This is a genomic window from Geobacillus uzenensis (assembly GCF_002217665.1).
In the GTDB taxonomy this organism is placed as follows: domain Bacteria; phylum Bacillota; class Bacilli; order Bacillales; family Anoxybacillaceae; genus Geobacillus; species Geobacillus subterraneus.
Window position 1 is genome coordinate 154,235 of record NZ_NEWL01000005.1, and the last position, 23,254, is coordinate 177,488.

The following is a 23,254-nucleotide window of genomic DNA, read 5'->3' on the forward strand; positions in this document are numbered from 1 at the left end:
GCTCATGGAACTTTTCCGTTTCCACCACGTCTGCCGGCAGCGAGGATTCCGGCGAATACGCGACGTGCAGCTTCACTCCGGCGCGTTCGCCGTGATACGGCGCCCATGGGAGGCGGTTTTTCCCGACCGTGACGGTCGTCGAATCCACCACCCGAAGCGGTTTGGGAAACCGAAGCGAACGGCGGGTTTGGCGGTTGCACTTGGAAATGATCAACGCCAACAAGCGTTTCATGATGTCATAGGGAACTTCTTTCGCTTTCTTGGATACTGTGGAATAATGGAATCGCGGCAATCCATACAGAGGCCCCACATCGGCTCCGTGGCGAAAGCTTTTCCATTGATGCATGGCGGCCAGCAGGAAGAAGTGAATCAACTCGCGCAACGTAAAGGTTCGAGACGAATCACGATACCCAACCGCTTCGGCAATCAGTTGAATCTCTTCATCCGAAACAAGTTTTTGCATCAAATTCGGGAGTGTGGTATGCTTGTTCATAGAGAGCACCTCCTGGGTTTGTTTGTGTCGGTCATACGGAACGACCAGCGATGGTAAAAAAAGGATAGCCATCGCTCGTCGTGTTGGTCAAAAAGTTATTCTGAAAAACTAAATAAAAAATCCTTTGTTTTGACCTTGTTAGGGTGCGAAATGTGAGGTGGATCACGGCCTGCCGGGAGTATTTTGGGAAGCGAGCCTGCTTTCAGCTGGATCGATTTCATGTGGCGCGGGAGCTGCGTCAGTGTCTGTCCGGCCATCCGCGTTGGCGGGAGGTGCGGAAGAAGCTGGCGAAACAAGACGAAGAGGGGCTTCTCGTGGAGCTGAACAGCGCGGTCGTCACGTTGGAGGACGAAGCGAAAGAGAAGCAGATGGCTGCCATGATCCGCCGGATCGAGTCGATGCCGGGATGCATCCGGGACTATCGGGAGTGGCTGTCGGAGCAAGGGGTGGAGACGACCGGCATGCGTCCGATGGGCCACGCCGAGAGCGTGATGAGCCGGTTTGCGCATCGGGTGAAATCCCGCCGCAGCTGGAAAGACCAAGGGCTTCGGGCGTTTCTGAGGGCGATGGCGGCCCGAATCGACGGGATTTGGCGGAGAAATGGGCAGTTGGTGGAGGAAGAAGAGACCCGAACGGCGGCCTCGGCCTCAACAAAGTCCAAGCGGATCGAACAGGCCAAACGGAAGGCCGGACGGTTATGGGCAGATGTGGTGCGTCAGAATCTACCGTGTCTGCAGCGGTCATCCGGGACACCGATCCATCAAGCGTTGTCGGCGCTCCGGGATGGTGGTTGGATGCAAAAAAATGGAATATCGTATCATCGCCTCAAGATGAGGGATGAGAGTCCGAAAGCGCTTACGATATTAATTCCTGAAAATGGTTCGCTAACTAGTTATTGACAACGCCCGTAGTGAACCGAAAAAATGTTCTCCACAAAGTCTTGACTGACTCCATCCGAAACAAGTTTTTGCATCAAATTCGGGAGTGTGGTATGCTTGTTCATAGAGAGCACCTCCTGGGTTTGTTTGTGTCGTTACTCACATTCTACAGGAAAGGTGCTCTTTTTTCTATACCCTTTGGATTTTATTGGATAATCAACACGCCTGATATAATATATTATATCACGCATGTTGACTTTGAGCAAAAGAAAAAAGCGATTGAAACATTTAACATATTTTGAAACCTGCTTAGTACGGAAATAACTACCCTAGCTGGGTAGTTATTTTCCCGTGTGAATATGAGTTGGCGGATACAAAGGTGTTTTTTGCAAGAAAAAAGTGCAGAGTATTGCAGTATATAAATTCGTTTATATCGAATAAAAATTCAATCTGAATTCTCGCTATTGAGGGCTTGACATGGAGCCTCTGCAGCCATGATTCTTTTGCCAAGCGGCCAGCTGCAATAGATTTGGCAAACCCAAACAGGTTATCATGGCTGCCCCTCCATGTAAAGCCTCTCTGCATAACCATTTGCATAAAAATTTTGCACATCTCTGCACTTTAATTTTGCAATAAACAACCTGTTTTGAAGTATCGCTTCGATTGACTCGAAAGAAAAATATTAGGGTGCGAAATTGTGAACGATACTTCTTATAAATATTAATGCAGCAATTATAAGAACAACTAAAATTATCGTTAGTGTTATTGCTTCTATGTTTTAGTAATGAACCAATGAGAAGCAGCTTGCGTGCAATCATATACACATTTTTAAAAGTTCTTTTAATTGTCCCCAACATTGATTTTCTTGCCAATATTTATTATTCGCTGTCGATGGATGTGGCAGAGGAATGATATATATTTTTTTATCTTTTACCTTTAATACCGTTTTAAAAGCAACGGAGTTTGAATAAGTTCCCCCAGCTTCTATATTAAACTGATAATCTCCGTTCCTTTTTATTCTAATATTTATATTAACCTTCTTATTTTCAGTATGTAATATATTAAAATCGTCCTCTAAAGTTGCTCCTTTGTTAAAGATTTTTACTAAAAAATAAGTTACTTCTTCAGAAAAAGAGAATATAAAACATTCATTTTTTATTTGATTTATTCTTTCTTCAAGGAATCTGAACTCAACTTCTTCAAAATATTTTATGAACGAACCCTTACTTCCTAAACCACTTACCTTATTATCATGATCGACTAATACAGTTTTGACTAGTTCTGTAAAACAAAAATCTAGTTCTCGCCCTTTAATTTCCGCTAGCAGCCTATAAATCTTATCTAATCTCTTATATATACCCGTACCGGATTGAATAATTTTTTTATAGAAATCATTGCAAAAGGTATTCCAATCTTGCTTCGATCTATCGTATTCCTGCTTTAAATACTTATTAACTAATCCATATACTGTAGATACAAACATGACAGAAGGTTTACTTCCAAAATTCTCGGTTAAGATATCTGGGCATGGAGAACAGCCTGTATTAATTTCTCTTATTATGTTATCAATAGAAAAATATTTTGCGTCTAGTAAATTTAGACCGGCTCTGTCATTTGTATTTAGATTTATCCAAATTTCATCATTGATCTTATCATCCATTTTTAATTTTAATTTATTGGTAAATGCCATGTACCCCTTACTCCTTTGTAATTTTTTTATTTACTTATTCTTCTCGATTAGCTTTAATTCCTTCTTAAACTAAACTGTCTTATTATGCCCCAGTTGACCTAAAAAAGAAGAAGATCAAATGACCTTCTTCTTGAATACTTTGGTGACAGATAGGTTTCTACTGCTATCTCGAAAATATGAAATTGTAGAACATGAAGATTTGAAACGTTCGATTTGTTGTCAATCAAGACAGCTCCTTATTAAGCTTATACAGATACTAAGCTGTAAATTAGCACATTATTTCAGAATCCCTTTTTCAAATTATTTCAGGCGGATTCGGAAATAATGTGCAAAATTTTTGCGGATTGTTCCGGATTTTGCACATTCTTTCGGAACGTTTGCACGCTCTTTCAGATGAAGATTTCCAGCGCGCCTGATGGACCGACGGAAAATGGAAAAGTGAAAGCACAAAAGAGGCCGATTCGGCCCCTTTCGTGCTAATACCCCATTTCCTCTGCGGCCATGCGCACCACTTCTTCGTCAATGACGTCCTTTTTCAGCTGATGCCCGTATAACAGGCACGTCGTGGCCAACGTGTTGATCACCCGAGGCCATCCCCGCAACTGCAGGGCAATCGCCTCTAACGCCGATGGAGTGAAGATCAGATGCTTCGCCCCGGCCTAGGAGGAAAGAAGGCAGCACACTCACGGTTTTGCGACACTCTCGCGAGCGTATCGTGCGATCCAAAGGCGATACTCCCCCTCTGCCGTCAACGCATAGCGCTGGTAGTATCCGTGACGATGCAAGGGGCGGCGGGATGGACAGTGGGGGCATTGGTTCACGTCGGGAAAATCGTTCCCTTTCCCACGATCCGTATACGTTTGAATGTCAATGCCAAAGTCGTGAAACTGGATCACACTTCTTCCCCCCTCTATTGAAACGAATGGAAATCTTTGTCCGAATCAATTCACAAAAAATTTAGCACATTCTTTCAGAAAAGGGGAGAGGGCTTTCTGAAGGAATGTGCAAAAAAATGGCTCTTTTGTTCCGAAATAAAGTGATAATTTACATTTAAGACTTAATTTAAAATTTAAGCTCTGTTAAACAATAATGTTGATAATTTAGCAAATAAAAAAGAACCCATTGCTTATCAAGACCTAAATTATAAAAAGCCTTAAAAAATAAAGGAACGTACATATTAGTCATGTATAATATGTATGCTCTTTTTATCTTTTACTAAACTAAACACCCGTTAGTTCAAGAAGTTTACTTTTGAAAATCTGCTATGTTCCAATTCATTTTAGGATTAACTGTATCCATAAACTTCTTAATTTGTTCTTCACTTAAATCTTTTTCACCAGTCGAATTTTTCGCATATGATACAAGTTCCCAAGTTTCATCATAAGGTTTCTTCGGTGCTTTCCACCTAATGCTAAATGTATAATCAACGCCATCAATCTTTACTTTCATAATCAATATATCGCCAAGAAGTATAAACTTACTCATTTCCATTTTTATATACCACCTACTTTTGTGTATTTACAGGAGAAAAAGAAAGATTGCAACTACGGGCAGAATCTTTGAATAAGAATATTTTTTTATGGTTCACTAATCCCCATTGCCAATAGCAAAAGAAAAGCAATGGCCAAAACCGCTCCATTTCCTATCAAGCTGATAATTGGCAGAAAGAAACGTTTCGTCATCAACCACGAGAACACAGCGAATAAAATACCAATAATTGGTTCATCACCAAAAGATGTACTTGCACCTGTCATGAAAGTATGTTAGCTGTTTCCAGCCGAACCCGCAGTGCAAAACGCTGGATATTTCGGTATCCGTATCCCCGACGTTTCATCAGCTTGATCTTTACAGGGTCTAAGCCACCATTAAGCATAACGTCCTGTTGAACTGTTTGCGCCTACTCTTCATTATGGGAAGAAAAGGGAGATTTTCATGCCCGGGTGGAGAGCAAAAATTGCTCATGGAACTTTTCCGTAAAAACCGTTTATGGCCATTGTATGCGCGCCTAGAAAAAAGGGAAGGAGGTTCATCCGCGAGCGGGACAGGCGATTTCCACCCGGTTGCGCCCGTTTTGTTTAGCACGGTATAGCGCCTGATCGGCAAGGGAAAGAAGCGCCTCGGCATGCTCATTTGGCTGCGGGATGGCGACCGCGGCTCCGACGCTGACAGTGACGCAGTTGGCAGCGGGCGATAAGCGGTGTGGGATGGCCAGCCCTTCAATGTTCAACCGTATTGCTTCAGCGGCCGCTGCCGCTTTTGACGGCGAAGCGTGCGGCAAAATAACAGCGAACTCCTCGCCGCCATAGCGTGCCGCCGCCCCGCCGTATTGCTTGGCTGTTTGTTCAAGCGATAAGGCGACTTTGCGCAAACAGTCGTCGCCGCATTGGTGCCCGTATGTGTCGTTAAACCGTTTGAACGCATCAATATCGATCATAATCAAGGCCAGCGGGGCGTTTTGTTGTTTGGCGCTTTCCCATTCACGGGCGAGCAGCTTATCGAACGAACGGCGGTTGGCGATGCCGGTCAATCCGTCAAGCGACAACATGCGCTGCAGCAAATCGTTCGCCTTTTTCAGCTGCTCCTCAGCCTCTTTTCGCAGCGTAATGTCGCGGACGACGGCGATCATCCCTTTGCCGCCGCCGAGTTTGCGCACCGTCGTCTCAAGCCAGCTTTTTGTGCCATCTTTTTTACGGAAGCGGAAACAAAACGTCAAAATATGAAATGCCCCGCCTGTTTCTATCGATCGCGGCAGAAGCTGTTGATCTTCGTTTCGCTCAATCCATTCAAATACAGAGCGGCCGAGCAGTTCTTCCGGTTCATAGCCGAGCAGGTAGCGGCAGGCAGGCGAAACGTACACGAGCGTTCCGTCTGCGGAGATTGTTGCGATGATGTCCGAACAGTTTTCCGCGATAAATCGGTATTGTTCTTCCCGCTGCTGGAGCTCGCATTCGATCATTTTTTGTTCACTGATGTCGGAAAACAAGGCGACATAGTTGGCAATCTGCCCAGACTCATCTTTCACAGCGTCAATATGAAGCCGTTGCGGATAAACCGTCCCATCTTTTTTTCGATTCCAAGTTTCCCCTTGCCATTGCCCCGTCCGCAGCAACGACTCCCACAATTGTGCGTAAAACAACTCCCCGTGTCTCCCTGACCGCCATAAGCGCGGCGTTTTTCCAAGCACCTCGTCTTTAGAGTAGCCGGTGATCGTTGTAAATGCCTGATTGACAAAAAGAATTCGGCTGTCGGCATCGGTCACCATCATCCCTTGGCTTGTATGTTCGACGATTTGCCTGTACCACTCGTATAAATGTTTCTGGTTTAACGGCATATTCACCATTTCCCCCATCGCATCTTACCGTTCCTTCTCTGTAAAAATTAACATTTTTTATTTTATTTTCTAGACTATTTCTCAAAATGTCAATCCTTTTTCCTAGGATAAAAGACGCTCTTATTTTGATTTTAGGGAAAAGTTATATTCGTCATGATTCAGTCATAACTTTTTGGCTGTATTGTGAAATGATGAACAAATCCATTTCATCGAGTAAAAAAAAGATTAAGATAAAAGTGTAAAGAACAATTGTAAAAATGAAAGGGGAGGAACAAAATGGTTGTCAAATGGTTGCGCGAACATGTCACAGCGTCGGCGTTGATGGTGGTGTTAAGGTTGTATTTAGGGTATGAATGGATGATGGCGGGGTGGGGAAAAATCACGCAAGGGTTTGACGCCACCGGATTTTTAAAAGGAGCGTTGGCGAAAGCCGCTGGCGAACACCCGGCCGTGCAAAGCTGGTGGGCGGGCTTTATCGAAAGCGTAGCGCTGCCGAATGTCGGATTGTTCAACTTCCTTGTGCCATGGGGGGAATTTCTCGTCGGGATCGCGCTCATTCTCGGATTGTTTACGACTTTTGCCGCACTTATGGGAGCTGTCATGAACTTCGCTTTCATGTTCTCGGGCACGACGAGCACGAACCCGCAAATGGTGCTGCTCACCGTCTTCATCCTCGTCGCCGGAGCCAATGCGGGACGATACGGTTTGGACCGGTGGGTGTTGCCATATCTCCGTCACTGGTGGACGGATAAAACGCATCGTCCACACCGACCGGCGGCAACGCATCAATGACCGCCATCAAGCCGCGTGCGCTGCTTCAGGCTTCCTCCTTTTCCGAACGGCCGCTCCTTCTCCAACGTGGAAGGGGGCGGCCGTTTGCCGCGTCGGAGAAAATAGTTTGGCTGTTCGAGAAAGGAAATTGACGAATGACGGCGAAATGATATGCATATAGATGAAGCAGGAGACGTGAACAAGTGTTTGAAAGCGTTTTCTAAAAAGGGACATACTAACCGTTCAGTATTTTTAATAAGGGATGGTGAAACGGATGAACAAAACACGTCCGTATTGGCCGAGCGGATTGCCGAAGAAGCTCCGCTATGTGCTCGGCGAACAGCCGCTCTATCATTATTTGCGCCATCGCGGCGAACGCGAGGAAAACGAGCCGGCGTACATCTTCTACAACAAGGTGGTCACTTGGGGAACATTGCTGGATCACGTCCGCCGTTTTGCCCGCTATTTGCAGGAAAAAGGGGTGAGGAAAGGGAGCTATGTCGCCTTGTACATGCAAAACTGTCCGCAATACATCATCGCCCACTTCGCCATCCAGCAGTTAGGCGGCGTCGTCGTCCCGCTCAACCCGATGTACCGGGAATCGGAGCTCGCCTATTTTTTCGCTGAAGTGCCGCTTGTCGGCATCATCGCTGGGGAAGAAGGATTATCCCGCATTCAACAAGCTGAACAACAAACGGCGCCGCTGTCGTTTACGGTCGCTTGTCATTACGGCGACTATGCGGATCCGGCAGGGGAGATCCCGCTTTGCGAGGAGGTGCTGCAACCGAAGCAGACGTGTGAAGGCGCGGATGAGTTCACCGCCATCATTGCCACTTCTCCGCCGCTTGATGAGACCGCTCCCATTGACTTGTGGAACGATGTCGGATTGATCGTTTTTACGTCGGGGACGACCGGTCGGCCGAAAGGAGCGATGCTCCCGTATGGCAGTGCGCTCTTTAAGACAGCGGCGTCCGCGCAGGCGAACCGGCTGACGGAAAAACGCGAACAGCTTATGGCCCATTCCCCGCTTTGCCATATTGCCGGCATGGTGATGGGACTGAATATGCCGGTGTACACCGGCCATCCGTGCGTATTATTCACCCGCTTCGACCCGCTGGCAACGATCAAAGCCATCGAAACGTACAAAGTCACGGCATGGTACAGCATCGCTCCGATGAACGCGGCCATCCTGCAGGCGCTCTCTTCTGTCAATGCGGATTTATCGAGCCTAAAACGCAACTTAGCGACAAGCTTCGGCCTGCCGGTGACGAAAGACCTTGCCGAGCGGTGGGCGGAAGCGGCCGGCGGCTGCCTGTTGTACGAAGCCGCCTACGGGCTGAGCGAGACGCATACGTGTGACACGTTCATGCCGGATGACCGTGTGAAATTTGGCTCGTGCGGCATCCCAACGTATGAGACGGACATTCGCATCGTGGATCCGGAAACGAAACAAGAGCTCGGGCCCGGACAGTCGGGGGAAATTGTCGTCAAAAATCCGGGGGTTTTTAAAGGCTACTTCCGCCGCGCTGATGCGACGAACGAGACGCTGAAAGATGGGTGGGTGTACACTGGCGATATCGGGTATGTCGATGAAGACGGCTATTTGTATTTCCAAGGACGGCTGAAAGAGATGATCAAAGTGTCCGGCTACAGCGTCTTTCCGGAAGACGTCGAGGCGTTGTTGAACGAGCATCCAGCCATTAGACAATGTGCGGTCATCGGCGTGCCTGACCCGATGAAAGGGGAAGTGCCGAAAGCGTTTGTTGTTCTTCACGATTCGTACAAAGGAAAGGTGGCGTCGTCGGACTTGATCGAATGGTCGAAAACGAATATGGCGGCGTTCAAGTATCCGCGTTATATCGAGTTCATGGATGAATTGCCGGCGACGCCGTCAGGTAAAGTATTGAGAAAGCTGCTGCCACGGGAATAACATAGCGGCGGAGGTTGGCGCGAGCCGCCCCGCCTTTTCCGAAAAAAGGGGGATTATGATGGGGAGTTTGCGGCAATTAACAGACGAACTGATGGCGAAAAAAGCACGCGCCGCGTTGGGCGGCGGCGCGGAGAACATCGCTAAGCAGCACGAGAAAGGGTTGCTAACTGCTAGAGAGCGGATCGACAGGCTTGTGGATGCAGGAACCTTTATCGAGTTTGGACGGCTGAACGCGTCCGACCAGCCCGCCTTGGCAGAAACAACGTATGGAGACGGGCTTGTCGCCGGCATCGGCAAAGTGAATGGCCGCCCGGCGGTCATTATTGCCGGGGATAAAACGGTGCTCGCGGGAACAGAGGGGAGCGTTCATTTGCGCAAGTCGCGGCAGATGCATGCATTGGCTGTGCGCAATGGCTTGCCGATGTTTTTCCTCCATGAAGGCGGCGGGTTGCGCATGCCGGACGGGATGGGGTCGGACGGAATCAGCGATAAACTGTTTCCACGCGAGCTGCTCACCCACCACCGGCAAGTGCCGACGATGGCGGCAATTTTGGGAGACAGCTACGGCGGTCCGACATGGACGGCGGTGAGTTGCGATTTTGTCACGCAGCTGAAGGGGACATGCATGGCGATCGTGGGGCCGCGTATGCTCGAATTGGCGAATGGGCAGCGCGTCGCGCCGGATGAGCTCGGCGGCGTAGACATCCACCATCAATATACCGGACAGATTGACGCCGATGGCGAGACGGAGGCAGAATGCATCGAGCAACTGAAACGATTTTTTTCATACATGCCGCAAAATGCGAACGAGCGGCCGCCGATGCGGAAGACGGACGATGATCCATACCGGATGGTGGAGGAAGTGTTTTCGATTTTGCCGGACAGACAGAGCCGTGTCTATGATATGCGGCGAATCATCACCTGCCTTGTCGATGATGGCGATTATTTTGAGTATCAGAAACAATTTGGCAAAGCGCTGATCACCACCTTGGCACATTTGAACGGCCATGTCGTCGGCATCATCGCCAATCAGCCCAATCAATATGCAGGAGCGCCTGGGCCGCAGGAATGCCAAAAGGCGACGGAATTTATTTGTTTGTGCGACTCGTATCATATTCCGCTTATTTTTTTGCATGACACGCCGGGGTTTCGCGTCAGCGTCGAGGCGGAAAAAGCGAAAATGGCGACGAAAATCATGGTGTGGAATCAGGCGCTGGCACTAACCACCGTCCCGAAAATCTCGGTTGTCATCCGCAAAAGCATCGGGGCGGCGTACGGCAATATGTGCGGGCCGGGTATGGGAGGAGATGTGGTCGTCGCTTGGCCGAGCGCGGAAATCAATTTCACCGGTCCGGAAGTTGGAGTGAATGTTGTATACGGCCGCGAGCTTGAACGCGCCGACAACCCGCATGAGCGGCGTCAAGAGTTGCTTAAGCAGTGGTCGTTTGACAGCTCGCCGTATGAGGCGGCGCGCAAACATTTGATCGACGATGTCATCCATCCAGCAAAGACGCGGAAATTCCTTTGCCAGACACTTGAATATTTGCTTACATCCAAGCGCGAAAAAAGCGAGCGCTTGCTCGCCGCTTGGCCGACGGGGTTTTAACGGAAGTCAGTGGGAAGCCAAGCCCTACGTTACCATGGACTCGGGGGCGCCTAGTTGTGCGCGCTCCTTTCCACTGATATCTACGTGGGAAAACGAGAAAAGACGTTGACAGTCGAATGGAAATGAAATATTCTTTAATTAATAGCGAATCGTTTATCCGATATTTAGATGTTTTTCTAAATATCTAACTATATACGTATATATGTATGAAAACCTGTCACATTGGCGCATAAGAGGCAACGACAAATGAAAGCTCTCCCGGTGGCTTCCAACTCCTTAAGATGCATCCAAAATCGTTCACAAGGTGGGATTACCATTGTCGTTCAACGAGGCGTTTAAAGCGATTGCTGATCCGACGCGCCGAAAAATTTTAACGTTGCTGCGAACGGGGGATTTGACGGCAGGGGAAATCGCTTCGCACTTTGATATGCAAAAACCGAGCGTATCGCATCATTTGAAAATTCTAAAGCAGGCTGATTTGGTGCAAGACCGGCGTGAGGGACAGCATATCTACTACTCTCTGAACACGACAGTGTTTCAAGATTTGCTTCGCTGGTTTTACGATTTTGTCGAAAAGGGGGAGAGACATGATGAACGTTAGCCGGCTGACGATCGTGTTGACGGTTCTCGCTTATTTCTTGAGTGTGGCCGCCCTTCCGTATTTGCCGGATCAAGTGGCGATCCATTGGAACGCATCAGGGGAAGCTGATGGCTTCAGCAGCAAATGGTTTGGCGCGTTGCTGCTGCCCGTTCTCATGACGGTGTTCACGCTTTTAATGGCGGTCTTGCCGAAGCTCGACCCGAAAAGAGAAAACTACGCCCGCTTTCAAAAAAGCTATCGTATTGTCAATGCGGCGCTTTCCTGCTTTTTCTTGGCGCTGCATGCCGTGACATTGGCGTACAACCTTGGATTTTCCATCGATGTTGGGGCGGCCGTGCCGCTTGCCATCGGCGGTCTGTTTCTTGTCATCGGAAATTATATGCCGAAAATCAAACACAATTATTTCATCGGCATTCGCACACCGTGGACATTAGCGAGTGAGACGGTTTGGCATAAAACGCACCGTCTTGGCGGCAAAGTATTTACCGCGATGGGGATTTTGTCGATGCTCACCGCGTTTTGGCGCGGAGAGATGAGGGCTGTTTTGTTTCTCGTCATCATCGTTGTCGGCAATTTGTATCTCATCGTTCGATCGTTTCTTTATGAGCAGCAAGAACAGCGCAACCGTTCATAAATAAGCGGGAGGGGGAGAGGACGTGGGAATGATCGGTGCGGCGGTGCAGCTCTCCATTTCATTGTTTGTTCCAGTTGGTCTCGCATGGTACGGAAGAAAAAAAGGATGGCTTTCGTGGAAAGCGCTCGGCATCGGAGCGCTGATGTTTTTCGTGTTTTCACAAGTGTTGGAAAAAGCGCTTCACATCGCTGTCCTTGAACCAGGACGGCCGGCGCTGAAAGGGACGGACAGCGTTTGGCTCTTTGTGTTGTACGCCGCGCTGGCCGCCGGTGTGTTTGAGGAAATCGGCCGTTATGTCGGGTTTCGCTGGCTGTTGAAACAAAACCGGACGTATGGCGACGGCCTGTCATTCGGGCTTGGGCACGGCGGGGTGGAAGCGATGCTGCTTGGCGTGTTTGGCGCTGTGAACGCGATTGTGCTTCTGAGTTTGATTCAATCAGGCGCCTTCGACAAAACGATCGCCCCGTCGCTCCCGGCAGGCCAGGCGGAGCTGATCAAGGAACAAGTGCTGCACACGCCGTTGGCAATGTACGTGTTGGGCGGCTTTGAACGGCTGTTTGCTTTGGCGGTGCATGTGGCGCTGTCGCTCCTTGTTTTGCTTGGCGTGCGCCAGCGGCAGTTCCGTTATGTCCTGTACGCGATTTTGCTTCACGCGGCGATGGACGTCTTGCCGGCGCTCTATCAAGCGAAAGTGGTCAAAAACATTTGGGTGGTCGAGGGAGTGCTGCTCATTTGGGCGGTTGCGGCGGTTTCGTTCATCCGCCGGATCAAACCGGCATTCGCACAGGGGGGAGAGGAACGATGATTCGGATCAAACGGCTTGATCATGTGCAAATTTGTATTCCATTTGGCGCTGAAGATGAGGCGCGGGCGTTTTATACGGATGTGCTCGGTTTTCAGGAAATCGAAAAACCTGAGTCGCTGAAGGCAAACGGTGGGCTTTGGTACAAAGTCGGCGATATCGAGCTCCATATTGGAGCAGAAAACCGCGACGGCTACAACAGCAAAAGCCACCCGGCGTTTGAAGTGGAAGATGTCGAAGCCGCGCGCCGTTATTTGGAATCACAAGGCGTCGTGACGCAAGATGAAAAACCGATCCCAGGGGTGAAGCGTTTTTCCTTTCGCGATCCGTTTCACAACCGGATCGAGTTGTTGGAAAAAGTGTAAGATCGTTTAGTCATCCATTAGATCGGGCAGTGTTTTGCTCCTTCGCGATAGTAACCGCTTGTCATTCAGGGCATGCTAGAGACGAAGGAGGGAATCGCGATGGAGAGAAAAGCGAACAACAAGCGCAGCGACAAATCTGTCCGCACCGCTGATGCCCGGACGGCAGGCCGCGCGTCGATGAGGGAACAAGCTGTGCAAGACGCCTATAAAACGCGGGAAGAGGTAACGGCTGATTAACAAAAAAGCGGGAGAAAGGACGATTCCTTCTCCCGCTTTTTTGTGGTTACGAATGCTCTTCTAAGCTGGCGACCGGCACGCTTTGTTTTTGATTCGGATTGTCAAGCGGATGGATGGTTGCCATCCCTTTTTGCTGATCGACATGCTCAATGTAAATGCGCTGGCCGTTGTACGTGACATTCGCCATCACTGGCGATGAGGCGATTTCTTGCGCCCGACGAGCATCCATTTTCAGCACCTCCTTAGTTCGCAAGATGAACGGAAATAGGGACGTTTCAGACAGATATAGTATGACTTTTTGAGGGACGGGCTATGCATAAAGAGAAAAAAGGACCGACGCAGCAGTCACTGACTTATATAAATAAACATTGTTCTAAATAATCAATTAAACAAACTGTACAGACGGTACTAGTGAATTAGCGGATTATTTTGTAAACTTTATTTTATAAATAGTTTACATATAGGGGGATGAAGATGAAAACAGAGATTTGTTTCGAGTTGAACAAACTAGAGCAAAAAGCGCAAAAACGCCAGCTGTGCCGAGCGGAGGCATCAGGCGCTTCGGTCATCCTAAACGGAAAGCCGATGTTGAATTTAGCGTCCAATAATTATTTGGGGTTAGCGGATGACCAACGGCTCATTGAAGCGGGCTGCGAGGCGATGCAAAGGTACGGGGCTGGGGCGGGGGCATCGCGGCTCGTCGTCGGCAACCATCCGCTGTACGAACGGGCCGAAGCTGCGCTGAAACAGTGGAAACAAGCGGAGGCTGCGCTCATTTTCAACAGCGGTTATACCGCGAATATCGGTGTGCTGACGGCGCTGATTCGCCGCGATGATCTCGTCTTTAGTGACGAGTGGAACCATGCAAGCTTAATTGACGGGATTCGCCTGAGCAAAGCCGCCTGTTTCCGCTATCGGCATAATGACGTCGATCAGTTGGAAGCATTATTAAGGCAATCTCCGCCGGGCAAACGAAAATGGATCGTCACCGATGCTGTCTTCAGCATGGATGGCGATCTGGCGCCATTATCGGAGCTTGTCGAGCTGAAACGGCGCTACCGCGCGATGTTGGTTGTCGATGAAGCGCACAGCGGCGGGGTGTTTGGACCAAACGGCGAAGGGCTGCTTTGTCATTTCGGGCTTGAGAAGGAAGAAAATGTGATCGCCATCGGCACCTTCAGCAAAGCGCTCGGCAGCTTCGGGGCGTATGTAACTGGCGAGCCGTGGCTGATCGACTACTTGATAAACAGCGCCCGCAGCTTCATTTTTACGACCGCCTTGCCGCCCGCTGTCCTTGCGGCCAATGAAGCGGCCATTCATATCGTCCAATCCGAGCCGGAGCGGCGCGGGCGTCTGCATGCCTTAAGTGAACGGTTCCGCACGAAACTGACACAGCTCGGCTTTGGCACCGGCGGCAGCGAGACGCCGATCGTTCCCGTGATCGTCGGTCCGAACGACCAAGCTGTGGCGATGAGCGAGTTGCTGCAGGAAGCGGACATTGCCGCCATCGCCATCCGGCCGCCGACCGTCCCTGAGGGAACGGCGCGCATTCGCTTTTCCGTCACCGCCGCCATGACGGCAGAAGACGTTGATATGGCCGTTGACCGTATCGCTTGGGCAGGAAGGCAGATCGGGTTGATTTCCTAGGGGAAAACAGCGTCACGAGGAGGAAACGCGTGAGAGAACAAAAAAACCAGCCGGGCGTTTTCCGGCTGGTCTCCTTCGATCGATCGGGATGACAGGATTTGAACCTGCGACCCCACGCACCCCATGCGTGTGCTCTACCAAGCTGAGCTACATCCCGAAGAGGTTGGTCAGACATACTTCATTATACAAGAAAAACAGGATAAGATCAATGGCTAATTTTCCATGAAGTCAGAAAAGGATGCCGTTGAAAGGCCATCGGCATCCGACGAGGCTTCGTCTGTCAGCCATGGATTAACCGTGCTCTGAAACGGGGGGGGGATGCCATCGATCGGGCCATTCGCTCCAACTGTTTGCGAATCTGGCCGCGGCACACTCCGCTGTGGTAACAGCCGACCGTCTCGATGCCAAAATCAAGCAACTTTCGGACAGACCGTCTCGCTTCGTCCATATCGGGCGTTTCCTGTTTTCTACACGCCTTGGAACACGAGCGCTGTGTCAATCGTTCCGATGACAGAATCGAACATTTCGCCACAGGCGATGATCGTTTCGGCGTATCGATCATGTTCGAGTGTGCACTGACGGATCGTTTTGTTGTAGGGGTCGGCGATCCAGTATTCTTCCACTCCGTAGGCGCAGTACAAATCTTTTTTCAGCGTCACATCGATTTTGTAGGTTGACGGGCTGACAACTTCGATGACAATGAGCGGCCGCCCCTTATAGCCGCCGATGATTTTTTCCGGCCGTTCGCAATAGACAGCGACATCCGGCTGGATAAACTCGTTCATCACGTTTCCGTTCTTTTCGAGTTTCACGGATAAGTTGGAAATCGGTTGGCATGGGCTTTTTCCTTTGATCATGGAAACAAGATTGTCGCAAACGATTTGATGTTCCCATGACGGGGACGGGGACATATTGATGGCTTCTTGCATGCTCCTCACCTCTTTATTCATTATACTTGAAACCGTTCTCCCTTGCCTACAACAAGGTTGTTAGAGAAAGACGATGGATGTCTATGTGCTCGAAGAAGGGAGATTCCGCCATCAAGGGATGTATGTTCGCGATGAGACGATTCCTGTCCGCCCCTTTCCCGGATTTGCAATCGATTTGAAAAACGTGTTTGCGGAGGAAGAACAAGAAAAAACAGATGCCGTTCAAACAACAGGCTAAGGACATCTTGAGAGGAGCGGGGCCGTTGTTTGCCGGCGGCCCCGCTTGGCGAGGGCAAAGCGAACCTATCGGTAATTGCTGCTGTTTGAACCGTTTGGGCATAGAAACGGAAAAAACAGGCGATACTAACGATCGGTGATGAATGTGTACAATCAAGAAGAACTGGCCCGCTTTGTCGAAGAAGCGAAGCAGTACGCCCGCTACGGAAAAGTGGCTGACTACATCCCCGCCTTAGGCAAGGCGAACCCAAGTGAGCTGTCGATCGCCATTTACACGCCGGACGACGAAGTGGTAAGCGCCGGCGATGTAACGGTGAAAGTGACGCTGCAAAGCATTTCCAAAATTCTTGCCTTGGCCCTTGTGTTGATGGATCACGGAGAAGATGACGTGTTCCGCAAAGTCGGCATGGAGCCGACAGGAGACCCGTTCAACTCGATCGCCAAGCTCGAGGAAGTGCAGCCGGCCAAACCGCTTAACCCGATGATTAACGCCGGGGCATTGGCGGTGACGCACATGATCCGCGGCCGTTCGGTCGAAGAGCGGCTCGGGCGGCTGTTGGCGTTCGTGCGCCGATTGGCAGGCAACGAACAGATTACGTATTCAAAAGAAGTGGCTCAATCGGAGTTTGAAACCGCGTTTTTAAACCGGTCGCTTTGCTATTTTTTAAAGCAGCACGGCATTATTGATGAAGACGTCGAAGAGTTGATGGACTTGTACACGAAGCAATGCGCCATTGAGATGACATGCATCGATTTGGCGCGCATTGGCTTAGTATTCGCGCTTGACGGGCGCGACCCGCATTCGGGTGAGCCGCTCATGCCGCTTGATGTCGCCCGCATTTGCAAAACGTTCATGGTCACGTGCGGCATGTACAATGCATCCGGGGAGTTTGCGATCAAAATCGGCATCCCCGCTAAAAGCGGCGTCTCGGGCGGCATTCTCGCCGCCGTCCCTGGGCGGTGCGGCATCGGCATTTTCGGCCCGGCGCTCGATGAGAAAGGGAACAGTCTCACCGGGATCAAGCTGCTTGAGCGGCTGTCCAAAACGTATTCATTAAGCATTTTTGGAGGAGGGAATGACAGTGAAAACATTTACGGTCCAGTTTCACCGTGAAGATGATGTGGAAGCGATGAACGTCGGCAAGTTGAGCCAAGACGAATTTGACAAAGCGACCGAAGGCGGAACGCGGCATTTGTTTGATCTTGACACGAACATCGGCTATTTTGTCTTTTTTGACGCTGAAGACAACGAAGGGAATGTGTCCTACTTAATGCTTCAGTATGAGGAGGACAACGAAGACCCGAGCGCGTGCTACAGCTTCGAGCTAAAAGATTTTTACGAGTTTATGGCGCTCTATTTGAACGACCTCGAATTCGCCGACGAAGAAGAAATGGCTGAAGACGGCGAGGAAGAATATGGCCCGATCCACCATTTGGCGCATTTGCTTTACCATGTCGTTGAGGAAGGGAGGACGGTGGAGGTGTGAGATGGCGATCCCGGACGGAACAGTCCGGGAGTTTTTATTGATACGACTATGAAAGATAAGTGACACTCCTCCACTTATCAACTCCACCGTTTAGAAGATGGCTACCTAGACATAAGCTTTTCGCTGCTAACATTGCCTTGTTCTCGAGTAGAGGTGAGGGGACTAGCCTGTTACATTATTACAGCCGTTTAGAAACAAGAAATCATAAATAACCGTTCTATCCGCCACTTCTCATTCATATGTTAGTGACAAGTATGAGGCCAAACCGTTGTGAAGACCCGAGCGGTTATGTCTCGTGATTTTCGATGATAGTTCGCCTGAAATATACTGAAAATTGCAAAAAATTGATCAGCGAATCGTTTTTCCGTTGCTTGAAAGGGGGTGGGGATGGGTTGACTCTTTTTGAACATGAAACGAAAGGGGGATTTCATTGCGTTTTGACCGACCTTTTGAAGGGTATGCCGTAGGCGAGCGCTATCGGTCGCGTGGGCGGACGATTACCGAGGCCGATATTGTGCAGTTTGCCGGCGTTTCCGGTGATTTTTATCCGCTGCATACGGACCGAGAATATGCGAGGCAGACACGGTTTGGCGAACGGATCGCCCACGGGATGCTGACAATGTCGGCAGCGACTGGGCTATGGATGATGGAGCCGGGATGTGTGCTCGCTTTTTACGGCATCGACGCGCTCCGCTTCGTCCGCCCGGTGAAAATCGGCGATACGATTTACGTTGAATCGGAAGTGAGGCAGTTGACTGAGCGGGGCGAGACAGCGGGGCTTGTCACGGTGCATCAACAAGTCGTCAACCAACACGGTGAGACGGTCATCGATGCGGTTGTGCATGTGCTTGTGGCGCGGGAAGGAAAGAGGTGAACAGCGGTCGGGGCGCTGCTTTGGAAGCCGTCGTGAAAGAGAAAGATGGTTTTTGTAAGCGCTAACATTAAAGGGTAATCGGCTAGAGCTGCTTCAGCTATTATTCATTCGTTTTTCCGCGGTTTCACATATGATGAAAGGGGTGTTGGCAGCAGTGACAACGACGATGGATGCGGCGGAATTAAAACGCCAAAAAAGGCGGGCCGCGATTTCGAGTGTGGTCGGCACGACGATTGAATGGTATGATTTCTTCCTTTACGGGACGATGGCCGCGCTTGTGTTTCCGCAGCTCTTTTTCCCGCAAAGCGACCCGTACGTAGCGCTTATGCAGTCGTTTACAACGTTCGCCTTAGGGTTTGTCGCCCGGCCGGTCGGGGCTGCGATTTTCGGCCATTTCGGCGATAAAATCGGCCGGAAGGCGACGTTGGTCGCCACTTTGTTGTTGATGGGGCTGGCGACGGCGTTGATCGGTTTGATGCCAACGTACGAACAAATCGGCTTATGGGCCCCAGTCTTGGTGACCATACTCCGTCTCATTCAAGGCATCGGAGTCGGCGGAGAATGGGGCGGCGCCATTTTGATTGCGATGGAGTGGGAAGAAGGAAAACGGCGCGGATTGATGGCTTCGCTGCCGCAGATGGGCGTGCCGTTTGGGCTGTTGTCCTCTTCGCTCGTGACGACATTAATGCTCGCGACTGGCGGTGACAGCTTTTATGCGTGGGGGTGGCGTGTGCCGTTTCTGCTTAGTTTCCTGTTGATTGCCGTCGGCCTATATATCCGGCTGAAAGTGCTCGAATCGCCGCTGTTCCAAGAAGCGATGAAAAAACAAGAAACGAGCAAGATGCCGGTCGGCGAGGTTCTCGCCAAACATCCGCGTGAAATTCTTTGGTCCGCGCTCGCACGGGTGATCGAAAACGGGTCGTTCTATATTTTTGTTACGTTTATCGTCAGCTACGGAACGACATTTTTGAAAATGGACAAAAGCATTTTCGTCAATGCGACGATTATTGCGGCCATTATCAATGCGCTTTCCATTGTGTATTCCGGCCATTTATCCGACCGGTGGGGGCGGCGGCGCGTCTATATGACAGGCGTCATTTTGCTTATGCTTTGGGCGTTCCCGTATTATTGGCTCGTCAACACAAAAAGCGTAGGTCTGATTATGTTGGCGACGATCATTGCCATGGTGTTCCATGGTATGCTGTATGGTCCGCAGGCAGCCATGATCGCTGAAAACTTCCCGACGCGCCTGCGCTACAGCGGCGCTTCGCTCGGCTACCAGTTGGCATCGATCATCGCCGGCGGCCCGGCGCCGCTCGTGAGCACGTGGCTGCTGCATAAATACGGGAGTGCAACGGCCATCTCCTTCTATATCGTCGTCATGGGCTTGATCTCGCTGGCCGGGGTGAAAATGCTGCAAGACCGAGCGCGCCAGGCGCTTGATTAATCCGAGCCCCCTTCCATGTTGCGGGCGCCTTTGCCTGAACGCAAAGGCGCCCTTTTACCTTGTCTGCTTGCAGTGTGGACGGTCGGATATGTTTGGGTGAACTACCCACCACCTACGCTTCGCTTAGAGGGAGGTGGGGGGTTCAAGCGACTTGTGCGTGTTCACTGAACGGTAAGCTACACACAACAACCCTTTACGCTTCCCTTCGTTCCGAAGGTGTCCGTTTGAACCATAGACGATCATATTCATCGGCGATGGCCAACCGAAATTCATCTCCCACCTACTTATTGGGCGATCACCCTTCACATTCCTTGAGGTGGGAGACTTCTTTCGGAAATTACGTTAAACATCTTTGTAGGTCACAGTCTTTACCAATGCGGAAGTCCTTCAGCAACTAGGACATGCCGCTCATACGGCGATCCGTTGGCCGTTTCGCCAACCGTCTTCGTTGGGCATCTCCCAGAGCCATCCCCTTGTTTTTTATTTTCCTACTCTTTAAGCAATGCCTGAACATCTTTCACTGGAAGATCCACCAACTGGGCAATGTCTTTCTCCGTCATTCCTTTGCGCGCCATGTTGCGGATCAGTTGCTTCATTCCCTGTTTCATTCCCTGTTTCATTCCCTGTTTCATTCCCTGTTTCATTCCTTCTTCCATTCCTTGCTTGATCCCTTGTTGAAGCCCGCGTTTCATCCCTTCTTCCCATCCTTCTTTCCTTCCCTTTTGCTCATAGGAAATGATCAGCTCCAATACTTTCTCTTTTTCTTTTGTTTCCATCGCCTTCACCTCTCTTTGCAGTTGTTGCTCTTCCTCCTCCGACAGCTTCACATATGTTTCAAAAAAGCCCAACAACAGCCTTTGCCTCGCTTCATCCAGCTCCAATCGCACCAACATGCGCAAAAACTCTTTTTTTAACTCGATTTTTTCACTTTCAGTATACCCCATTTTGCCAAGAAGGGCAGCCGAAATCGGATTGTTATGCCGAATATAATCCCGCCAATGTTTCTTGCGCAGCTCTACGGGAAAAAAGTGAAACTTTAGCACCTCACCAAAGGGAAACTCAATCGAAAACAAGGATGGTTCATCACGGAGGGTATCATAGCTGAAGACGGCGATCGGAACGATGCGGGTGCGGTATTTTTCGAACAGACGGCTGAAATAAAGAAACATTCGCTCGGGGAATGACAGTTGGATGTACGCCTGGTTTTCTACATGCACAATGATCAATCCGTCTTCTGCTCTCAGCTTCGTCTCAACCAATAGATCGACGCGGTATTTTTCACCTGCCGTGACATCGGTAAACAGTTCTTCGGACAGAAAGGACAAATGGCTGAAATCAATGTGTTCGTGCATCTCGGGGAAAAAGAGGAGAATAAACTCTTCGAAGAACGTTTGGATTAGTTCTTTGAACAATCGGTCATGGTCAATGGCCATTCGATCACCTCACTTTGAAACTTTACATCAATACTGATTCGTGAACAGAAGAAAAAATCCTGCATGGAAAATATAAACTCACATTTCGCACCCTCCCAACGAAAATCGGGAGGATTTTTTCGTTCCGATGTCGAATGAATCCTTGACACACAAGGAAAGTGAAGGAGTTTTTCTCTCATGAACGTTCAAGTCAAAAAGGTCTGTCATACGGAACGACCAGCGATGGTAAAAAAAGGATAGCCATCGCTCGTCGTGTTGGTCAAAAAGTTATTCTGAAAAACTAAATAAAAAATCCTTTGTTTTGACCTTGTTAGGGTGCGAAATGTGAGTATAAAAAATGGATAACTAGGAAAAACCTCTGTTTTGTATTTACTTCCCATTTATACAAGCACCGGCCTGCCAACACCGCAAATGTTGCTGGACTTCTGGCTCTTGTCGAAAGAGCGGGGGTGCGCTAGTCTTGGACAATGCCCGGATTCATCATGTGATAAGTCTTTTATAGAGACTAAGATTTGAATCTTGTCCCGCCTACGCTTGCGGTTGGAGTGAGAAGCATCGATTCGTCCCATGCTTACGCTTGCGTAGAAGCTTTCTTGATACGGGATGATCTTTTTAGCCTATGAGAAAGGGGCAAACCATGTCTAAGACGGATTGAAAAAACAACGCTTGACAATTGCCCTGTCTTTCCGATACGATGGAGATGTAATCGATTACATAACTGAGAGGACTACACCGATGGCAAGCATAAAAGACGTAGCGAAGCGGGCAAACGTATCGACGGCCACCGTGTCGCGCGTATTGCGCAACGCGGACAACGTCACGGAGGAGACGAGGCAGCGCGTGCTCGAAGCCATTGAAGCGCTGAACTACCAGCCGAACGTGCTTGGCCGATATTTGCGGAGGATGGAGACCGAAACGGTGCTCGTCGTTGTGCCCGATATTACGAATCCGTTTTTCTCAAAGGTGTTGCGCGGCATTGAAGCGGTCGCCCTCGAGCATGGCTATCAGGTGCTGCTCGGCGATACGCAAAATGACGCCCGGCTTGAGGAGCAATATTTGAATGTGCTGCCGCAAAGACAAGTGGACGGGATGATTTTTTTAACCGCTCGCATCCAGAAAGAACTGATGGAAGAAATGACGCGGCAGTTTCCAATCGTCTTGGCGTGCGAGTATTTGGAAGGGACGGACATCCCGACCGTTTCGATCGATAACATCAGCAGCGCCCGCAAGGCGACAGAGCACTTGATCCGCCTTGGCCATCGCCGCATCGCCCATCTGTCCGGGCCGATGAACATCATTTTGAGCCGCGATCGGTTGCGCGGCTACTACCAAGCATTGGCGCAGCATGGAATCGATGCCGACCCAGGGCTCGTGCAAGAAGGCGACTTTTCCTACGAATCGGGATACAACATGACATTGAAGCTGCTCGCCTTTGAAGAGCCGCCGACCGCCATTTTCGCCGCCAACGATGAGATGGCGATCGGGGCGATCAAGGCGGTCCGCCACCGCGGCGGGCGCGTTCCGGACGATGTGGCGGTCGTCGGATTTGACGACATTCAAATGGCCTCGATTTTTGAACCGAGTCTCACGACGATCGCCCAGCCGATGTTTGAGATCGGCCAAAAAGCGATGGAGCTGTTGCTTCAGCTGATCGAAGGGGGCGAGGTCAGCCGCCGCCAGTTTGTTTTGCCTGACCACCTCATCATTCGCGACTCGTGTGGGGGGGAGCGTCTAGTTTGATGGAAGCGCTCCCTTCCCCGGCGGCAGAGGAGCAGGTCAGTTTTTTTGTAAATGTGATGTAATCGATTACATCACAAAGGGTGTTACTTCAAACAAATAATAGAGGCGACGTGGAAGCAAGT

The 23,254-nt window shown here is 49.9% G+C and carries 21 protein-coding genes, 1 tRNA gene and 5 pseudogenes; 16 read left to right on the plus strand and 11 right to left on the minus strand.

Annotation, left to right across the window (positions count from 1 at the left end):
- Positions 1–16: 16 nt before the first annotated feature.
- Positions 17–493, minus strand: a pseudogene (locus B9L21_RS06095) (IS4-like element IS5377 family transposase); the annotation flags it as partial.
- Between the two features lie 155 nt (positions 494–648).
- Here B9L21_RS06095 and B9L21_RS06100 point away from each other — a divergent pair.
- Positions 649–1,290 (plus strand): annotated as a pseudogene (locus B9L21_RS06100) (ISLre2-like element ISGsp3 family transposase); the annotation flags it as partial.
- An 895-nt stretch (positions 1,291–2,185) separates the two neighbouring features.
- Here the strand turns inward: B9L21_RS06100 and B9L21_RS06115 are convergent.
- From B9L21_RS06115 to B9L21_RS06140, 6 genes and pseudogenes are all read right to left on the minus strand, one after another.
- Positions 2,186–3,061, minus strand: a complete 876-nt coding sequence (locus tag B9L21_RS06115; RefSeq protein ID WP_033025400.1) for a hypothetical protein — start codon at positions 3,059–3,061, stop codon at positions 2,186–2,188.
- A gap of 476 nt (positions 3,062–3,537) precedes the next feature.
- Positions 3,538–3,720, minus strand: a pseudogene (locus B9L21_RS06125) (AAA family ATPase); the annotation flags it as partial.
- A gap of 1 nt (position 3,721) precedes the next feature.
- A pseudogene (locus B9L21_RS06130) lies at positions 3,722–3,957 on the minus strand (hypothetical protein); the annotation flags it as partial.
- Between the two features lie 349 nt (positions 3,958–4,306).
- A complete protein-coding gene (locus B9L21_RS06135) occupies positions 4,307–4,552 on the minus strand; it encodes a hypothetical protein (protein ID WP_020755374.1) in 246 nt (81 codons plus the stop codon).
- Positions 4,553–4,811: 259 nt separating this feature from the next.
- Positions 4,812–4,907 (minus strand): annotated as a pseudogene (locus B9L21_RS17895) (ISL3 family transposase); the annotation flags it as partial.
- Between the two features lie 180 nt (positions 4,908–5,087).
- The gene (locus B9L21_RS06140) at positions 5,088–6,392 is read right to left on the minus strand and encodes a diguanylate cyclase domain-containing protein (RefSeq protein ID WP_168157877.1); all 1,305 of its coding nucleotides are present in this window, start codon (positions 6,390–6,392) and stop codon (positions 5,088–5,090) included.
- 276 nt (positions 6,393–6,668) lie between these two features.
- On the opposite strand from B9L21_RS06140, the gene B9L21_RS06145 reads away from it, so the two are divergent.
- The 8 genes from B9L21_RS06145 to B9L21_RS17580 all read left to right on the plus strand — a co-directional run bounded on the left by B9L21_RS06145 (position 6,669) and on the right by B9L21_RS17580 (position 13,338).
- Positions 6,669–7,184, plus strand: a complete 516-nt coding sequence (locus B9L21_RS06145) for a DoxX family protein (protein WP_063165645.1) — start codon at positions 6,669–6,671, stop codon at positions 7,182–7,184.
- A 253-nt stretch (positions 7,185–7,437) separates the two neighbouring features.
- Complete coding sequence (locus B9L21_RS06150; RefSeq protein ID WP_063167326.1) at positions 7,438–9,093, plus strand: AMP-binding protein; 1,656 nt, start codon at positions 7,438–7,440, stop codon at positions 9,091–9,093.
- Positions 9,094–9,151: 58 nt separating this feature from the next.
- On the plus strand, positions 9,152–10,699 hold the full coding sequence (locus B9L21_RS06155; protein ID WP_063165646.1) for an acyl-CoA carboxylase subunit beta: 1,548 nt from the start codon (positions 9,152–9,154) through the stop codon (positions 10,697–10,699).
- A 316-nt stretch (positions 10,700–11,015) separates the two neighbouring features.
- A complete protein-coding gene (locus B9L21_RS06160) occupies positions 11,016–11,300 on the plus strand; it encodes an autorepressor SdpR family transcription factor (protein WP_063165647.1) in 285 nt (94 codons plus the stop codon).
- Positions 11,287–11,934: an SdpI family protein gene (locus B9L21_RS06165; RefSeq protein WP_063165648.1), complete on the plus strand. Its 648-nt coding sequence runs from the start codon at positions 11,287–11,289 to the stop codon at positions 11,932–11,934. The genes B9L21_RS06160 and B9L21_RS06165 overlap by 14 nt, the downstream gene beginning before the upstream one ends.
- A 22-nt stretch (positions 11,935–11,956) precedes the next feature.
- Positions 11,957–12,739 carry a YhfC family intramembrane metalloprotease gene (locus B9L21_RS06170; RefSeq protein ID WP_063165649.1) on the plus strand — a complete coding sequence of 261 codons (783 nt, stop codon included), beginning with the start codon at positions 11,957–11,959 and terminating at the stop codon, positions 12,737–12,739.
- Entirely contained in the window at positions 12,736–13,101 is a 366-nt protein-coding gene (locus B9L21_RS06175; RefSeq protein ID WP_063165650.1) for a VOC family protein, read from the plus strand. The genes B9L21_RS06170 and B9L21_RS06175 overlap by 4 nt, the downstream gene beginning before the upstream one ends.
- 99 nt (positions 13,102–13,200) lie before the next feature.
- The gene (locus B9L21_RS17580; protein ID WP_168157878.1) at positions 13,201–13,338 is read left to right on the plus strand and encodes a hypothetical protein; all 138 of its coding nucleotides are present in this window, start codon (positions 13,201–13,203) and stop codon (positions 13,336–13,338) included.
- 46 nt (positions 13,339–13,384) lie between these two features.
- Here B9L21_RS17580 and B9L21_RS06180 read toward each other — a convergent pair whose 3' ends face one another.
- Positions 13,385–13,567 (minus strand): small acid-soluble spore protein H, encoded by a 183-nt coding sequence (locus tag B9L21_RS06180; protein WP_063165651.1) that lies wholly within the window; start codon positions 13,565–13,567, stop codon positions 13,385–13,387.
- Positions 13,568–13,812: 245 nt separating this feature from the next.
- On the opposite strand from B9L21_RS06180, the gene bioF reads away from it, so the two are divergent.
- The gene (bioF, locus tag B9L21_RS06185) at positions 13,813–14,985 is read left to right on the plus strand and encodes an 8-amino-7-oxononanoate synthase (RefSeq protein WP_063165652.1); all 1,173 of its coding nucleotides are present in this window, start codon (positions 13,813–13,815) and stop codon (positions 14,983–14,985) included.
- Positions 14,986–15,068: 83 nt separating this feature from the next.
- On the opposite strand, the gene B9L21_RS06190 is transcribed toward bioF, so the two are convergent.
- Together B9L21_RS06190 and B9L21_RS06195 are read right to left on the minus strand one after the other, a co-directional pair.
- Positions 15,069–15,142: transfer RNA gene (locus B9L21_RS06190), tRNA-Pro, on the minus strand.
- A gap of 310 nt (positions 15,143–15,452) precedes the next feature.
- Complete coding sequence (locus tag B9L21_RS06195; RefSeq protein WP_063165653.1) at positions 15,453–15,914, minus strand: Uma2 family endonuclease; 462 nt, start codon at positions 15,912–15,914, stop codon at positions 15,453–15,455.
- A 73-nt stretch (positions 15,915–15,987) separates the two neighbouring features.
- Between B9L21_RS06195 and B9L21_RS17585 the strand changes: the two genes are divergently transcribed.
- The 5 genes from B9L21_RS17585 (at position 15,988) to B9L21_RS06215 (ending at position 19,959) form a co-directional block, all read left to right on the plus strand.
- Positions 15,988–16,152: a hypothetical protein gene (locus tag B9L21_RS17585; protein ID WP_156485820.1), complete on the plus strand. Its 165-nt coding sequence runs from the start codon at positions 15,988–15,990 to the stop codon at positions 16,150–16,152.
- 138 nt (positions 16,153–16,290) lie between these two features.
- Positions 16,291–17,265 (plus strand): glutaminase A, encoded by a 975-nt coding sequence (gene glsA, locus B9L21_RS06200; protein WP_063165654.1) that lies wholly within the window; start codon positions 16,291–16,293, stop codon positions 17,263–17,265.
- Positions 17,234–17,638 carry a hypothetical protein gene (locus B9L21_RS06205; protein WP_063165655.1) on the plus strand — a complete coding sequence of 135 codons (405 nt, stop codon included), beginning with the start codon at positions 17,234–17,236 and terminating at the stop codon, positions 17,636–17,638. The genes glsA and B9L21_RS06205 overlap by 32 nt, the downstream gene beginning before the upstream one ends.
- 430 nt (positions 17,639–18,068) lie before the next feature.
- Complete coding sequence (locus B9L21_RS06210) at positions 18,069–18,512, plus strand: MaoC/PaaZ C-terminal domain-containing protein (protein WP_063165656.1); 444 nt, start codon at positions 18,069–18,071, stop codon at positions 18,510–18,512.
- Between the two features lie 133 nt (positions 18,513–18,645).
- Positions 18,646–19,959 (plus strand): MFS transporter, encoded by a 1,314-nt coding sequence (locus B9L21_RS06215; RefSeq protein WP_063167327.1) that lies wholly within the window; start codon positions 18,646–18,648, stop codon positions 19,957–19,959.
- Between the two features lie 488 nt (positions 19,960–20,447).
- Here B9L21_RS06215 and B9L21_RS06220 read toward each other — a convergent pair whose 3' ends face one another.
- On the minus strand, positions 20,448–21,392 hold the full coding sequence (locus B9L21_RS06220; RefSeq protein WP_063165657.1) for a transposase: 945 nt from the start codon (positions 21,390–21,392) through the stop codon (positions 20,448–20,450).
- 735 nt (positions 21,393–22,127) lie between these two features.
- On the opposite strand from B9L21_RS06220, the gene B9L21_RS06230 reads away from it, so the two are divergent.
- On the plus strand, positions 22,128–23,132 hold the full coding sequence (locus B9L21_RS06230) for a LacI family DNA-binding transcriptional regulator (protein ID WP_063165658.1): 1,005 nt from the start codon (positions 22,128–22,130) through the stop codon (positions 23,130–23,132).
- Positions 23,133–23,254: the final 122 nt, after the last annotated feature.

Excerpts from the sequence above, each read along its gene's own strand:
- B9L21_RS06230 (WP_063165658.1), top strand. The coding sequence starts at position 22,128 with ATGGCAAGCATAAAAGACGTAGCGAAGCGGGCAAACGTATCGACGGCC.
- B9L21_RS17585 (WP_156485820.1), top strand. The coding sequence starts at position 15,988 with ATGGATGTCTATGTGCTCGAAGAAGGGAGATTCCGCCATCAAGGGATG.
- B9L21_RS17580 (WP_168157878.1), top strand. The coding sequence starts at position 13,201 with ATGGAGAGAAAAGCGAACAACAAGCGCAGCGACAAATCTGTCCGCACC.
- B9L21_RS06135 (WP_020755374.1), bottom strand. The coding sequence starts at position 4,552 with ATGGAAATGAGTAAGTTTATACTTCTTGGCGATATATTGATTATGAAA.
- B9L21_RS06180 (WP_063165651.1), bottom strand. The coding sequence starts at position 13,567 with ATGGATGCTCGTCGGGCGCAAGAAATCGCCTCATCGCCAGTGATGGCG.
- B9L21_RS06220 (WP_063165657.1), bottom strand. The coding sequence starts at position 21,392 with ATGGCCATTGACCATGACCGATTGTTCAAAGAACTAATCCAAACGTTC.
- B9L21_RS06145 (WP_063165645.1), top strand. The coding sequence starts at position 6,669 with ATGGTTGTCAAATGGTTGCGCGAACATGTCACAGCGTCGGCGTTGATG.
- glsA (WP_063165654.1), top strand. The coding sequence starts at position 16,291 with ATGAATGTGTACAATCAAGAAGAACTGGCCCGCTTTGTCGAAGAAGCG.
- B9L21_RS06155 (WP_063165646.1), top strand. The coding sequence starts at position 9,152 with ATGGGGAGTTTGCGGCAATTAACAGACGAACTGATGGCGAAAAAAGCA.
- B9L21_RS06115 (WP_033025400.1), bottom strand. The coding sequence starts at position 3,061 with ATGGCATTTACCAATAAATTAAAATTAAAAATGGATGATAAGATCAAT.
- B9L21_RS06140 (WP_168157877.1), bottom strand. The coding sequence starts at position 6,392 with ATGCCGTTAAACCAGAAACATTTATACGAGTGGTACAGGCAAATCGTC.
- bioF (WP_063165652.1), top strand. The coding sequence starts at position 13,813 with ATGAAAACAGAGATTTGTTTCGAGTTGAACAAACTAGAGCAAAAAGCG.
- B9L21_RS06195 (WP_063165653.1), bottom strand. The coding sequence starts at position 15,914 with ATGCAAGAAGCCATCAATATGTCCCCGTCCCCGTCATGGGAACATCAA.
- B9L21_RS06165 (WP_063165648.1), top strand. The coding sequence starts at position 11,287 with ATGATGAACGTTAGCCGGCTGACGATCGTGTTGACGGTTCTCGCTTAT.
- B9L21_RS06175 (WP_063165650.1), top strand. The coding sequence starts at position 12,736 with ATGATTCGGATCAAACGGCTTGATCATGTGCAAATTTGTATTCCATTT.
- B9L21_RS06150 (WP_063167326.1), top strand. The coding sequence starts at position 7,438 with ATGAACAAAACACGTCCGTATTGGCCGAGCGGATTGCCGAAGAAGCTC.
- B9L21_RS06215 (WP_063167327.1), top strand. The coding sequence starts at position 18,646 with ATGAAAGGGGTGTTGGCAGCAGTGACAACGACGATGGATGCGGCGGAA.